This window comes from Collimonas sp. PA-H2 (assembly GCF_002564105.1).
GTDB lineage: Bacteria > Pseudomonadota > Gammaproteobacteria > Burkholderiales > Burkholderiaceae_D > Collimonas.
The window spans coordinates 2,854,346-2,866,001 of sequence record NZ_PDBX01000001.1 but is presented as its reverse complement, the minus strand read 5'-3'; the positions used below and the strand labels follow the sequence as shown (position 1 = coordinate 2,866,001).

The 11,656-nt window shown below is 60.3% G+C and carries 11 protein-coding genes; 4 read left to right on the top strand and 7 right to left on the bottom strand.

Features of this window, described 5'->3' with window-relative positions; all coding sequences use genetic code 11:
• The first annotated feature begins 22 nt into the window (after window positions 1-22).
• Window positions 23-2,392, top strand: a complete 2,370-nt coding sequence (locus tag BCF11_RS13045) for a penicillin-binding protein 1A (protein ID WP_369827757.1) — start codon at window positions 23-25, stop codon at window positions 2,390-2,392.
• A 41-nt stretch (window positions 2,393-2,433) separates the two neighbouring features.
• On the opposite strand, the gene BCF11_RS13040 is transcribed toward BCF11_RS13045, so the two are convergent.
• The 6 genes from BCF11_RS13040 to cyaY all read right to left on the bottom strand — a co-directional run bounded on the left by BCF11_RS13040 (window position 2,434) and on the right by cyaY (window position 8,653).
• A complete protein-coding gene (locus tag BCF11_RS13040; protein ID WP_098495102.1) occupies window positions 2,434-3,570 on the bottom strand; it encodes a DUF2827 domain-containing protein in 1,137 nt (378 codons plus the stop codon).
• Window positions 3,567-4,712 (bottom strand): DUF2827 domain-containing protein, encoded by a 1,146-nt coding sequence (locus BCF11_RS13035; protein WP_098495101.1) that lies wholly within the window; start codon window positions 4,710-4,712, stop codon window positions 3,567-3,569. The genes BCF11_RS13040 and BCF11_RS13035 overlap by 4 nt, the downstream gene beginning before the upstream one ends.
• Window positions 4,713-4,933: 221 nt before the next feature.
• Entirely contained in the window at window positions 4,934-6,076 is a 1,143-nt protein-coding gene (locus BCF11_RS13030) for a DUF2827 domain-containing protein (protein ID WP_098495100.1), read from the bottom strand.
• Between the two features lie 57 nt (window positions 6,077-6,133).
• Complete coding sequence (locus BCF11_RS13025) at window positions 6,134-6,673, bottom strand: hypothetical protein (RefSeq protein ID WP_233212471.1); 540 nt, start codon at window positions 6,671-6,673, stop codon at window positions 6,134-6,136.
• Between the two features lie 107 nt (window positions 6,674-6,780).
• Window positions 6,781-8,058 (bottom strand): hypothetical protein, encoded by a 1,278-nt coding sequence (locus tag BCF11_RS13020; protein WP_098495098.1) that lies wholly within the window; start codon window positions 8,056-8,058, stop codon window positions 6,781-6,783.
• 268 nt (window positions 8,059-8,326) lie between these two features.
• The gene (gene cyaY / locus BCF11_RS13015) at window positions 8,327-8,653 is read right to left on the bottom strand and encodes an iron donor protein CyaY (RefSeq protein ID WP_098495097.1); all 327 of its coding nucleotides are present in this window, start codon (window positions 8,651-8,653) and stop codon (window positions 8,327-8,329) included.
• Window positions 8,654-8,727: 74 nt separating this feature from the next.
• Here cyaY and BCF11_RS28640 point away from each other — a divergent pair, with 74 nt between their 5' ends.
• From BCF11_RS28640 to BCF11_RS13000, 3 genes are read left to right on the top strand one after another with little or no spacing between them, the layout of a single operon-like run.
• Entirely contained in the window at window positions 8,728-8,928 is a 201-nt protein-coding gene (locus tag BCF11_RS28640) for a lipoprotein (RefSeq protein WP_098495096.1), read from the top strand.
• Window positions 8,929-8,937: 9 nt separating this feature from the next.
• Window positions 8,938-10,221 carry a diaminopimelate decarboxylase gene (gene lysA, locus BCF11_RS13005; protein WP_098495095.1) on the top strand — a complete coding sequence of 428 codons (1,284 nt, stop codon included), beginning with the start codon at window positions 8,938-8,940 and terminating at the stop codon, window positions 10,219-10,221.
• A 2-nt stretch (window positions 10,222-10,223) separates the two neighbouring features.
• The gene (locus BCF11_RS13000; RefSeq protein WP_233212677.1) at window positions 10,224-11,018 is read left to right on the top strand and encodes a transporter; all 795 of its coding nucleotides are present in this window, start codon (window positions 10,224-10,226) and stop codon (window positions 11,016-11,018) included.
• Here BCF11_RS13000 and BCF11_RS12995 read toward each other — a convergent pair.
• Complete coding sequence (locus tag BCF11_RS12995) at window positions 10,985-11,653, bottom strand: sulfite oxidase heme-binding subunit YedZ (RefSeq protein WP_098495094.1); 669 nt, start codon at window positions 11,651-11,653, stop codon at window positions 10,985-10,987. The genes BCF11_RS13000 and BCF11_RS12995 overlap by 34 nt on opposite strands.
• Window positions 11,654-11,656: the final 3 nt, after the last annotated feature.

Sequence of the window (11,656 nt, the reverse complement as noted above, 5' to 3'; positions counted from 1 at the left end):
CATCTTTCATAAAACGCATCGCATGACGCCTCCAGATACAGCCAGCGACACCCCTCAAAATCCTCCTGCGCGCCGCCGCATGCCGCTCGTGCTGCGCCTGGTGCTTGGCGTTTTCGGGCTGATTGCCGGCCTGGTCGCGATCGGCTGCCTGACTCTTTTCCTGATGCTGGCGATGGCCTATCCGAATCTGCCGGAACTGGATTCGCTGACTGACTACAAACCCAAGATTCCATTGCGTATTTTTTCAGCGGACGGCGTGCTGATCGGCGAATTCGGAGAAGAACGGCGCAGCCTGGTGCGCATCAACGAAATTCCGGACGTCATGAAGAAAGCCGTGCTGGCGATCGAAGACGACCGCTTCTACCAGCATGGCGGCGTCGATTACCAAGGTATCCTGCGCGCCAGCTTCTCCAACCTGACCGGCGGCGGCGGCGGCGCCAGCACCATCACCCAACAGGTCGCCCGCAACTTTTTCCTGACCAGCAACGAGCCGACCTTCTTCCAGAAGGCCTCGCGCAAATTCCTGTATGAAATCCCGCTGGCCTGGAAAATCGAACGCAACCTGAGCAAGGACCAGATCCTCGAGGTGTACATGAACCAGATTTATCTGGGGCAGCGTGCCTACGGCTTCGCCTCGGCTGCGCAAATCTATTTCGGCAAGCGGCTGCAGGACATCACCACCGCCGAAGCGGCGATGCTGGCCGGCTTGCCCAAGGCGCCATCGGCCAACAATCCGGTGGTCAATCCGAAACGGGCCACGGTGCGCCAGCAATACATCCTGCTGCGCATGTTGCAGCTCGGCTACATCACGGAAGCGCAATACGAACAGGCCAAGAACGAAACGCTGCATATCAAGACCGGCGCCAGCGAATTCGGCATCCATGCCGAATTCGTGTCGGAAATGGCGCGCCAGCTGGTATATGAGCAGTTCAAGGAAAATACGTACACGCGCGGCCTCAACGTCTTCACCACCATCACCAAGGCCGACCAGGATGCCGCCTATATCGCCCTGCGGCGCGGCGTCATGGATTACGAGAAGCGCCGCGGCTATCGCGGCCCCGAGGGTTTCATGGAGATCCCCGACACCACCAAGGAAGCCGCCGAAGATGCCATCGAAGTGGAACTGGCCGACCATCCGGACAGCGATGAAATCGTCGCCGCAGTGGTGCTGGAAGCCACGCCCAAGCTGGTGCGCGCGGTGCTCTCATCCGGCCAGGAAATCAGCATCAGCGGCGCCGGCCTCAGCATCGCCACCAACCTGCTGAGCGACAAAGGGCCGCCGCAGCGCAGGGTCAAGCGCGGCGCCATCATCCGCGTCATGCTGGAAGGGAAAAACTGGAGCATCACCCAGATGCCAGCGGTGGAATCTGCCTTCATCGCCGCCGACACCAAGGATGGCGCCATCCGCGCCCTGATCGGCGGCTTCGATTTCAACCGCAACAAATTCAATCACGTGACCCAGGCCTGGCGTCAGCCGGGATCCTCGTTCAAGCCCTTCATCTATTCAGCCTCGCTGGAAAAAGGCCTGTCGCCGGCCACAGTCATCAACGACGCGCCGCTGACCTATGGCGGCGGCCAGACCGGCGGCCAGATCTGGCAACCCAAGAACTACGGCAACAAGTATGAAGGGCCGATGAGCATGCGCAAGGCCCTGACCAAGTCGAAAAACGTGGTCTCGGTACGTATTCTTGACAAGATCGGTGCCAAGTATGGGCAGGAGTATGTGACGCGTTTTGGCTTTGATGCTGACAAAAATCCGCCATACCTGACCCTTGCCCTGGGCGCCGGCGCGGTCACGCCGCTGCAAATGGTGGGCGGCTACGCCGTTTTTGCCAACGGCGGCTATAAGATCAGCCCTTACATCATCAGCAAGATTACCGACGCCAACGGCAATGTGTTGTCACAAGTGCATCCCGACACCGCCGGCAACGAGGCCAATCGCATCATCGATCCGCGCAATGCCTACCTGATGGACAGCATGATGCGCGACGTCGTCCGTTACGGCACCGCAGCCAAGGCGATGTCGCTCAACCGCACCGACCTGGCTGGCAAGACCGGCACCACCAACGACTCGCTGGATGCCTGGTTTGCCGGCTACCAGCCGTCGCTGGTAGCGGTCGGCTGGATGGGTTACGACCAGCCGCGCAGCCTGGGCGACAAGGAAACCGGCGGCGGCCTGGCGCTGCCGATCTGGATCAGTTTCATGCAGCAAGCCCTGAAAGGCGTACCGATGGAAGACCGCGTGGTGCCGGATGGCCTGATCCATTCCGGCGGCGAATATTATTACGCGGAATACCCGCCGGGGGTCGCCACCCAAAACCTGGGCGGCGGCACCACTGCGCCGACGGAAGAAGAAAAAGCCAGGGACGAGGTCAAGAACGAATTGTTCTGACAGAAAATGTCAGGCGGGCGCGATTGCCCGCCCTGGCAGCTTTAATTTGAATACAGGTCCAGCAAGCGCCGGGTATAAATCTCTATATTCTCCGGCAGGCTGACATCCAGCGCACGCAGCAAGGTCTGCGCATTGCGCCGGTAGTCCTCCAGCTGCGCATCATGCGTGGCAAACGCCCGCAATACCGCCTGCCCGCCCTCGTAGGAATCGAATTCCGGATAGTAGTAGCCGTAATCCTTGATGAATTCCGAGTTGTGGATCAATGGATAGCCGCCGTACAAGGCTTCGTAGTACAGATAATTCTGGCCGTTTTCCCAATGGTGGGAAATGATGCAGTCGCCATAGTTAGCCATGAACTCATACACTGCAAAGCGACCCTCGAACGAAGCCAAGCCATGGTTGACCACATCCAGCGAACGGGCGAAATGCGAAAACTTGAGGTGCTCTTTCAAGTGCAAGGTATTGCAGACCCGCAGATATTCAAGGAAAGCCGGCTGCGCACGGTACGCTTCTTCGCAGGCCAGCATCGGCAGCAGCGAAGTTTTCACCATACAGACATTCGGCTCGAAACTGCAGACCCGCCAGCGCGGCTTGCCCGGCTGGTAGCCATAGCTGAGATGCGCCGGCAAGGTGGCGATGCCTTTGGCAAAAAACAGCGGTGTCCACAAATGCGGCACGATATGCACCGGCGCACGCGCCGTCAGGCCGAAGTAATCCTTGCAGCTGCGTTCGTACTCCGGCAGGGTCCACACGGCGTCGTAGGGCTTGTCGCTGCACAGGCCGCCGTGCGGCTTGTTGAACATGGCGCGCTCGATATCGATCACGTAGTCGTTGCCGACCCGCATCCAGGCATAGCGGCCACCGCGCTCGCGGAACTGGCGCACCCACTCTTCGCTCAGCTGGGCGCTCATCTCAACCACCACATCCAGCGTATTCATGGCCTCTTCCAGGCCGATCATCCTTATCCCCAGGTCGCCCAGCATCATGGCGTCGCTGACTTGTTCGGTGGAACCATCCAGCACCAGCACCGCCTGCTCGACCGCCGGCGACTGATTGAACAGCTGCACCAGGAAGGCGCAGTTCTGGAAAATGCCGTTTTCCCATATCGATTGCTGCCCCGAACGCACATACAGGGTGACGCCTACGCGTAGTTTACGTTGCGGAAGAGGATCGCTCATAGCTTGCCCTCCACGCTGAATTGAAGTCTTTTCACAAATGCATCCACGTTATCAGGGTGTGCAGGATCGAGCTTGCGCAGGTAGGCTGCACCGGCCTTCTTATAGTCGTCCCAGAATTCCGGCTCCTGGCGCCAGGCGTCGAGCAAGGCCTGGCCGCCGATGCTGGCTTCGAAATGCGGATAGTAGATGCCGATGCCGTCGGCTGCCAGATACTCCGAATTGTGGATCAGCGGATAGCCGCCGTACAAGGCGTCGTAGTAGAGATAATTCAAGCCGCATTCCCATTGGTGCGACACCACCGCATTCATCTTGTGCTGCGCCATGCATTCGACAAAGGCCACGCGCGGTTCGTAAGAAGCCTTGTGGTCGCGGGTCAGGTCGAGATTGACGGCGAAGCGGTTGAAAGTAGGATGCTCTTTCATCTGCACCGTATTCATCACCATCATCATGCTCACCGAACGCTGGTCCAGGCGGTAGGCCTGTTCGCACACCAGCATCGGGATAAAGCCGCTTTTGACGACGGAAATATTCGGCTCGAAAATCGCGGTGCGCCAGCCCGGCCGGTCGGCGCCGCTAGCGGGCTGATAGCCGAACTGATGGCCATCCTTTTCAAGCGCGTCGATCTGCTTCTGGATGAACAGCGGCGACCAGATGTGCGGCACCGCAATCACCGGCACCCGCGACACCGTGCGCAGCAGCGGTCCGCTGGCTTTCATGTGGTGCGGCAGGGTCCAGATTTCATGCCACGGCGTACCATTGAAAATCTGACCGCTGGGACCGTCGAACATCGGTGCCTCGGCATTGTCGGCATAAGTATGGCCGACGAAAAACGTGATGATCTTGACGCCCAAGGCACGCACATGGTGCAGCCATGGCAGCGGCAGCTGGGCGCCCATTTCGATGACCACGTCCAGCTCGTGGGTGACATCAGCTGGCTTCACCAGCGGAGCGTTAAGACCTTCCAGCCCCATATCCGCCGGCATCTGGTCAAGGTCGCCGCCGTTCAGCAGGAACACCTTGCCGACCTGCGGACTCTGCTGCAGCAGCATCACCAGGAACGCCAGGTTCTGGTTGAGGCCATTCGACCAGATCTGCGCTCCCTGGACGACGAAGACGGAAACGCCTACATTGATTTTTTTCATGGGTTATCGATACTTTCTTCAATCACGACACATCCCCCCGTAGGGTGGGCACTCCGTGCCCACGCGGACCGAGTGAACGGCACCCGCCACGCGAATGTCCGGGACACAAATGTCTGCGGCACCGCGTGGGCACGGAGTACCCACCCTACCACATCGACTTTAAGAAGACGGCTTGTCCTGTTTCATGCAATTCTGAATAGGAAAAATGAGAAACCATCCGGTCATGCCATCGGTTGTTGCAGCAAAGCCACCAGCAAACGCTCATACTCGGCCGTCACCTGCGGGCAGCCCGGCAGATAGCGGCTCAGCACTTGCCGCTGGCGCGCCAGATACTCCTGCCAGCCTTGATCGTGTGTCGTCAGAACCTCCAGCAGCTGGCGGCAGCCGCTTTGCACGCTGTTGCCTTCATAGTAGTAGCCGAGATCGCTGCACATGTAAGCGTTATGCACCAGCGGATAACCTTGCCAGCAGACGTCGAAGTAAAAATAATTCAGGGCATTCTCGATCTGGTGGGAAATCACCACATCGGTCATCTCGCTAAGGAATTGCGGGGTATCGTACCGCCCGAGGAACACCGCCTTGTGCTGGCGCACGATATCCAGCTGGTTCATCACCGCGATGAATTCCTTGCTTTCCCGCGCCAGCCGCTCGGCATTGGTCACCTGCAGGACCTCGATGTCTTGCGGCCGCTGCCGATAGGCTTCCTCCGCGATGAAGGCCGGATACATGCAGAATTTCACGATATCGTTATTCGGCTCCATCACGGTTAAGCGCTTGGCGCCGGCGGCGCGCGGGCGGTATTCACCATGGTTTTCAAATCCCTGGCTGCGCTGATCGACGAAGATCGGATCCCATACGAACGGCACCACCTGCGCCGGCCGGCGGCGCAAAGTTTCGAAGTAGGACTGGCTGTTGGTGGCGACCTGCGGCACCATCCAGATGGCGTCGTAGCGCTGGTTGACGAACAAGTCGTATCCCCATAGCGGCCGGTTGAACAGGATCGATTGCATCACGTGCACGTATTCGAAACCGCAACAGTAAGATATCAGGCGGCATCCTTGCGTCTTCAGGTAAACGGTCTGGTCGGCGCTGACCTGGCCGCCGAGTTCAATCAGCACATCCAGATTATCCTTGGCCTGCTCGAAGGCCACCGTCGGCCAGCGCGCCTGATCCCAAGGCAAGGCCGCAGTGATGGCGACCGCCGTGGTGTTCACCAGGTGCACCGAGGCCACGCTGGGACAATGCTTCAATGCTTCGGCCAGGTACACGGCATTCTGCTTGATGCCATTGTTCCACAGGGATTCGTTTTCCTGGTGCAAGCCGATGGTGATGCCGATCCGCACAGTGCGAGGTGAAGAGTTCATAGCGCTGATTCAAATAAAAAATTCATATTGGGTAAGCAAGGGCGTCACGCAGGGGCATCACTTATGTGCCGGCACCGACATTTTTGTCTGCTCGGTCCAGTTGTACTGTACATAGCGCCGAATGATCAGGCAGCCCGGCGGCGAATCCACCAGCGATACCGAGCCGCCCGGTTCGGTAGGCGACACATACACCGTAAAGGTCGGCAGCAATGGTGTAGCGCTGTATCCTTTCAGCTCGGTCTCGGCAATGCTCTTGCATGAGTAGGGAGCAATCGAAATGCGTTCGGCGGAGACCGAACAGGCGCCCCCATCCTGCGGTACCGCCGTGATCGACACTGCTGCCGAAGCACCAGCATATTCGATGCCGGTAAGCGAAAAGAACGGCCCCTTGTCAGGATGGGCGCGGTCCCAGTCGACCAGCACATCATGGGCGCCGGTGCCGCTGATGGCTAATGCCGACAGGCGGTTGATCGCCGGCTGGCACTGTTTGACGCCGACGCTGCGGGCGGCTTCCGCCAGCAGGTTTTTCGGTCCGGCGGCAGCGGCCTTGTTGCCCGGCAGGTCGGCGCGCATTTGTCCATGCGCGGCTGGCGTCATCCACAGAACTGTGCAAAGCAATGCCAGCCAGGGCTGCCAGCATGCGCTGCTTAAACTCGTTGAATTACTTAATCTGCTTGTTGCAAGAATATCTGGTGCATGCGTCATCAGCTAAATCCGTTTGTAATGAGTCGGGCGCCGAGTCCGGCATCCGAAGTGGCAGGCGTGGCGGTTTCCGGCTCGACAGCGGGCTTGGCCTCAGGAACGGCCGGAACCGCAGGGTCGCTGGCGGGATCGGCAACCGGGGTTGGCGGTGCGGCGGCAGGTTCCATGGCCGGCGGCTCTGACGCCGGTGCAGTTGCAGCAGGCATTGCTGCAGGCCCAACGTCAGCGGCGCCGGGGGCAGACACCGGTTCAGCGACAACGGGCGCGGTGGCTGCCGGCTCAGGCAACACCTGCGGCATGGCCGGCTGTTCTGGCGCGGGCGCAGTTGCCGCCGGCACTGCCGCAGGCTCGACGTCAGGGGCGCCTGGCGGAGGCACCGGTTCCGTGACCGGGGCCGCAGGAGTTGCCGGCGCCGGCGATACCGGCGGCATGAGCGGCTCCATCGCAGGCGACACCGGCACCGGTGTCACAGCAGCTGGCTCGACCGTTGGAGTTGGGGTTGCCGGCATCGGCTGCGCGGGCGCCGCGGCCGGTTCTACGGCCGGGGCGGCCGTCGCAGCTGGCGTCGTCGGCGGCGGCGGTGTTGCAGGAGTACCGGCCTTGGCAGCCGCGGCGGCTTGCTCGCGCGTCGTCATGGCTACCACGGCCTTCTCGCACTCCTCTTCGCTGTCGCACGGAATGATGAAGGTTTTCCCTTCCCACCAGCCTCGCAGCACGTAGGCGCCGTTTTCTGCTCTCCTGCCTTTGCCGTCGCGCAGCATCTCCTGGTATTGCGGGTGCGCCGGCGGAAACGTCATGATCCCGTAGCCAAACTGACGGCCGCGATGCCATTCGCCGTTATAGATCGAGCCGTCGGCGAAGCTGGCCTTGCCTTCGCCCTCCGGCAGGGACTCAATGAACATGCCGTCAAAACGGTTGCCCGGTTCTTCAACGCCGGTAGTGTGGCCGCGCAGCTTTCCCCGCACCATGGTGCCGGTCAGTTCCGCCACCTGCTTAGTGTTGTTCAGCCAGCGCACGGTTCCCGGACCTTGCGCCAGATCGTTTTCGCAGGGCCCGCTCCAGCGCACCGTGATCTCGCCGCCAATCGGCTCCGGGCTCCATACCTTGCATCCATTGCTGGTGTCCGCCGCCCAGTGCCTGGGCGCTTCAGGCTGGGCGGCATTTACCCGCTCGCCCTGGCTGGCAGCCCCAACTACGGCGGGCGGAGTGGCTGCCTGTGCCGGTCCGATCACGGCCAGCAATACGCCCGTCAAAAAGACGGAGGCGGCCCCTTGCTTCATGAAAGATGGAGATCGATGCGCGCCCGTTCCGCCGCAGGCAGAGCTACCATCGCTTTGTTGTTGCGAACCCAGGGTTATTCTCGTGTTCATTGGTGGCTATCGATAGTTGAGCAGCGTTAAACAACTCTCCTTGACCCAGTTCTTCCAGACTCTAGGCAAGCCATGGCACAGCCGGCAAACGAGCGTAACAAAACAACATGGTATTGTCCGTATCTTACGACAAATGCACCCTGAGAAATCCCTTGCCCGGCCCGGGGCAAGAAAAAATTTACAGCACTATCGGTACGCCTCCCTGGGAGCTGATCATGGTCGACAATGCGGCAAAAAACTCCGAACCGTCGCGCGTATTGAGCCAGACGCCGCCTTTTTGCCTGTAATGGAAACCGCCGGATTTGGCGGCTATCCACAATTCCTGCATCGGCGCCTGGCTGTTGACGATAATCTTGCTGCCATTATCGATAAATTCGATCTCCAGCACATTGCCGCTGCGCTTACACTCTACATCCAGGTCAGTATCGTCAGCGGCCCGCTCCAGCGCCATTTCGATCTTGCCTAAAGCCGACTCCGCCGCCGCCAGGAATTCTGATTCTGTCATGCTACACTCCAATCCGTTTCGTTAAACTGTGATTCTAATCCGTGAAGCCCATTTTTGATTTGTCGCGTACTACCATGATGGCGCTGATCGCCATCCCGCTCACCCTGACGGCATGCGGCCAAAAAGGCCCGCTATTCATGCCGGCGGCGCTGCCGCCGCCGATCGTCAGAACGGCGCCGGCGCAGCCGAGTGTTGCTCCAAAGACAACTCCTGCGCCCGTCAATCCGGTTCCGCAGGAAACGCCTGATACGCCAGCCACGCCTGTTACCAAATAAGCAGCCTCCATGTCGTATTTTTCATACAAAAATGACATCCTGCACGCTGAAAACGTCGCCCTGAACGCTATTGCCCAGCAATTTGGCAGCCCGACCTATGTCTACTCCAAGGCTGCGCTGACGGCGAATTTCTCCGCCTACGCGGATGCATGCAAGCAGCATAGCCCGGCGCCGGACAGCAGCCTGATCTGCTATTCAGTGAAATCCAACTCCAACCTGGCGGTGCTGCAGCTGCTAAACCGCCTCGGTTCCGGTTTCGATATCGTCTCGGGTGGCGAATTATTGCGCGTAATCGCGGCTGGCGGAGATCCTCGCAAAGTAATTTTCTCCGGCGTCGGCAAGTCGCGCGAGGAAATGCGCCTGGCGCTATCGCATGACATCCTGTGTTTCAACGTCGAGTCGATCCCGGAACTGCACCGCCTGAATGAAGTGGCGGCGGCCATGGGCAAGCGCGCCGCCATTTCGCTGCGCGTCAATCCCAACGTCGACGCCAAGACCCATCCCTACATTTCCACCGGCCTCAAGGAAAACAAGTTCGGCGTGGCTTACGAGGACGCGCTGGCCTGCTACCGTACTGCCGCCGCCCTGCCGCATATCGAGGTGGCCGGCATCGACTGCCATATCGGCTCGCAGCTGCTGGACGATGCGCCATTGCTGGAAGCGCTCGACAAGCTGATCGAACTGGTCGACCAACTGGCCAGCGAAGGCATCCACCTGCATCACCTGGATATCGGCGGCGGCATCGGCATCACTTACGACGATGAACAACCGGTCGCCGTCGGCGATTACCTGGGCCGCCTGTTTGCCCGCATCGCTGCCTGGCGCCAGGACAAATACCAGGGCGCGACTATCAAGGTGCTGTTTGAACCAGGCCGCTCGATTGTCGGCAACGCCGGCATCCTGCTGACCGAGATCCAGTACCTGAAGCATTCCGAGGCCAAGAATTTCGCCATCGTCGACGCCGCCATGAACGACCTGATGCGGCCAGCCATGTACGAAGCCTGGCACGGCGTGCAGACCGTGGCCCGGCGCAGCAGCGCGGAGCAGGTGTATGACGTGGTCGGGCCGGTATGCGAATCCGGCGACTGGCTGGCGCGCTCGCGGCCGCTGGCGATTGAAGCCGGCGACCTGCTGGCGCTGATGTCGGCCGGCGCTTACGGCATGACCATGTCCTCCAACTACAACACGCGCGGCCGTGCGGCGGAAGTGATGGTCGACGGCGAGCAAGTGCATCTGATACGGCAGCGCGAAAATCCGGCCGATCTGTTTGCGCTGGAATCATTGCTGGCTTGAACGTGCGCCCTGCCAACGACAGGACGGCGATGCGCAGGCTGGCGCTTGCCGCCATCTCGTCCTGCTTCCTGCTGCCGCCGGCCCACGCCAACCATCCGCTGCTGACCGATGACACCAACACCCAGGACAAGGGCCACCAGCAGCTTGAACTGAACACCGACTGGCTGCGCCAGAACGACGTGCATACGCATGTCGCCAACTTTACCTACAGCTATGGCTTGCTGAAAAACCTCGACATCTATGTCAATCCGCCGGCAACGCTGTCGCAGCCGTCGGGCATCAATGACGTGGCAGTGGGGATGAAGTGGCGGCTGCTGGAGCGCGATGACTTCAGCTTCGGGGTAAAGCCTGAGATAACGTTTCCCAGCGGCGATCCCAACCGTGGCCTGGGGCGCGGCGCCACCAGCATGTCGCTGATACTGATCAGCAGCTATCAAAGCGGCGACTGGGCTTTCAGCGGCAACCTGGCCGCGTATTACAACCGCTTTCGCCTGGCCAGCGATCAGCAAGCCAACCGCACCGTGCAGTGGCGTTTGTCAGGCTATGCCTTATATGAACTGAATCCCAAGTGGAGCCTAGTGCTGGATGGCGGCATCCTCAGCAATACCGAGCGCGCCAGCGACACCAACGGCGACCAGCATGCCAGCAGCAACCCCGGTTATCTATTGACCGGCGCCGTGTATTCGCCGACGCCGAATCTCGACCTCGATCTGGGACTGAAATTCGGCATCGGCTGCGGCCCTTGCGCGGCCCAGACCCATCGTCAGGTTGGCGTCGGCGTTACCTGGCGCTTCTGAACCGCCACAGGCGATTTGGCGGCGCCGGCGCTGCGGCTGCGCCAGGCAAAATACACACGCACCAGCAGCAGCGCGGCGACGATAGTGCCGAACAGGATCGGCTTTTCAAAATTGTGCTTGCCTGCACGCATCCACCAGAAATGCAAGATCCCCAGCATCGCAATCGCATACAGGCTGCGATGCAGCCACTGCCAGCGCTTGCCGCCGAGGCGGCGGATCATGCCGTTGGTGCTAGTCAGCGCCAGCGGCAGCAGCAGCACGAAGGCGATGAAGCCGACCGTGATGAACGGCCGCTTGACGACATCCTTGAGCATCTCGCCAAGGTCGAAGAAATGATCGAACCAGAGGAAGGTCGTGAAGTGCAGGCTAGCGTAGAAAAAGGCAAACAAACCCAGCATGCGGCGCAGTTTGATCAACCAGTTCCAGCCGGTGAAGCGCCGCAGCGGCGTCACCGCCAGCGTGATGCAAAGAAAATAGAGCGTCCAGTCGCCGCTGCTGCGGGTGATGAATTCGATCGGATTGGCGCCCAGCCCGCCGGTGAAACCAGACACCAGCAAGCGCAGCGCGGGCAGCAAAGCCAGCGCGAACAGCAAGGCCTTGATGAATTTGAATTGCTTGGGAGCGGGATTGAACATAAG

What these genes read in the sequence shown, in the direction of transcription:
- BCF11_RS13045 (WP_369827757.1), top strand. Translation starts at nt 23, where the DNA reads ATGACGCCTCCAGATACAGCCAGCGACACCCCTCAAAATCCTCCTGCG.
- BCF11_RS13040 (WP_098495102.1), bottom strand. Translation starts at nt 3,570, where the DNA reads ATGAGCGATCCTCTTCCGCAACGTAAACTACGCGTAGGCGTCACCCTG.
- BCF11_RS13035 (WP_098495101.1), bottom strand. Translation starts at nt 4,712, where the DNA reads ATGAAAAAAATCAATGTAGGCGTTTCCGTCTTCGTCGTCCAGGGAGCG.
- BCF11_RS13030 (WP_098495100.1), bottom strand. Translation starts at nt 6,076, where the DNA reads ATGAACTCTTCACCTCGCACTGTGCGGATCGGCATCACCATCGGCTTG.
- BCF11_RS13025 (WP_233212471.1), bottom strand. Translation starts at nt 6,673, where the DNA reads ATGACGCCAGCCGCGCATGGACAAATGCGCGCCGACCTGCCGGGCAAC.
- BCF11_RS13020 (WP_098495098.1), bottom strand. Translation starts at nt 8,058, where the DNA reads ATGAAGCAAGGGGCCGCCTCCGTCTTTTTGACGGGCGTATTGCTGGCC.
- cyaY (WP_098495097.1), bottom strand. Translation starts at nt 8,653, where the DNA reads ATGACAGAATCAGAATTCCTGGCGGCGGCGGAGTCGGCTTTAGGCAAG.
- BCF11_RS28640 (WP_098495096.1), top strand. Translation starts at nt 8,728, where the DNA reads ATGATGGCGCTGATCGCCATCCCGCTCACCCTGACGGCATGCGGCCAA.
- lysA (WP_098495095.1), top strand. Translation starts at nt 8,938, where the DNA reads ATGTCGTATTTTTCATACAAAAATGACATCCTGCACGCTGAAAACGTC.
- BCF11_RS12995 (WP_098495094.1), bottom strand. Translation starts at nt 11,653, where the DNA reads ATGTTCAATCCCGCTCCCAAGCAATTCAAATTCATCAAGGCCTTGCTG.